This is a genomic window from Pseudonocardia sp. DxW (assembly GCF_058448985.1).
Genome location: NZ_JBZFLK010000070.1, coordinates 1 through 1,438, shown reverse-complemented (window position 1 = coordinate 1,438; position 1,438 = coordinate 1). Strand labels below are relative to the sequence as shown.

The following is a 1,438-nucleotide window of genomic DNA, read 5'->3' as shown; positions in this document are numbered from 1 at the left end:
CTAGTACTGCAACGGCGTTTTGTCAGGCTGGTGGGCGTTGGCCGCGGCGGCGGTAGTGGCAGGTCCGGGCCTGGTGCTGGCGTCGTCGGCGCCAGGTGGACCAGGCGAGTGTGCTGGCCAGGCAGGCGGCTGGGGTGAGGATGAGGGTGGCGAGCAGTCGCCGTATCTCGTTGCCGCTCAGCGGGATCAGCCCGGTCCGCTCGGCTGGAGATCCCCCTTTTCGGCCTCCTGTGCGCGGGTGACGGACAGGTAGGCGGCGGCGAGCATGGCCAGTGTGATGTGGGCGTACCAGGCTCGGTAGGAGCGGACTTGGTAGTGGTCGAGGCCTGCTTCGTTCTTGGAGGTCTGGAAGCATTCCTCGATCGCCCAGCGTGCGCCGGCGACGCGGACCAGCTCGCGCAGCGGCGTGGCCGCGGGGGCGGCGCAGCGGTAGAACGCCAGCTCCCGGGTGGTCTTGCCCTGCCCGGGTTCGGTCTGGCGGCGCACGAGCAGCCAGTGCCCCCACCCGTGGGGCAGGCCGGCCGGGTCGAGGGCGACGGTGGTCCAGTCATAGATCCGCTCTCCGTGCGCACCCGCGCCGACCTGGCGCCGTTCCCACCCGCTGCGGCCGGTGTCGGGGTCGCGGGCGCCGGCGATCGTGGCGAGGACCTTGGCCTGGCGGCGATGCCCGTCCGGGCTGGTCAGGACGTCGTCGTTGCGAGTGGCCAGCACGAACGGAATCTCCCGGTCGGCCAGCCAGGTGCGGAAGGTCGGATTCTGTCCGTAGATCTCGTCGGCGGTCACCCACGAGCGGGGTGTGAGGGCCCCGCAGGCGTGGGCGCGGGCGAGCATCGCCAGCCCGAGCTGGGGCTTCGTGGCGAACCCGACCTCATCGGGCACGTCAGCTCTGGCGCAGCGGTCCCGGTCCTCGGTCCACGAGGTCGGCAGGTAGAGCTCGCGGTCGATCAACGCCCGCCCCTTCGAGCTGGCATAGGCCAGGAACACCCCGAGCTGACAGTTGTCGACCTTGCCGCTGGTACCGGTGTACTGGCGTTGCACTCCCGCCGAACGCAGGCCCTTCTTGATGAACCCGGTCTCGTCGACCACGAACACCTCACTTGCGGGGTCGCCGAGGGCGTCGAGGACGTAGTCGCGCACGTCGTCGCGGACCCCGTCGACGTCCCAGTCAGCGATGCGCAGCATCCGCTGCGTCCCGTCCGGCGAGACCGCCCCCGCATGCTCGGCCAGAGTCCACCCGTTCTTGCGCTCCAACCCGGCCAGCAGGCCGCGCACATACGCCCCGGCCCGCGCGCGGGGCTCACGACGGAAGAACCGCGGCCCGATCGACGCGATGACCTGGTCCAACGCCGCTACCCATCCAGCAAGATCCACCACCCGGCGATCATCACCGCCGAACCCGGATCAGCCTCTCACGACACGTCGAAACGCCGTTGCAGTA

At 70.4% G+C, this 1,438-nt stretch carries 1 protein-coding gene; it reads right to left on the bottom strand.

From position 1 onward, the window contains the following. Nucleotides 1-186: 186 nt before the first annotated feature. A complete protein-coding gene (locus ACVJO7_RS33980; RefSeq protein ID WP_408635018.1) occupies nt 187-1,374 on the bottom strand; it encodes an IS701 family transposase in 1,188 nt (395 codons plus the stop codon). Between the last annotated feature and the right edge of the window lie 64 nt (nt 1,375-1,438).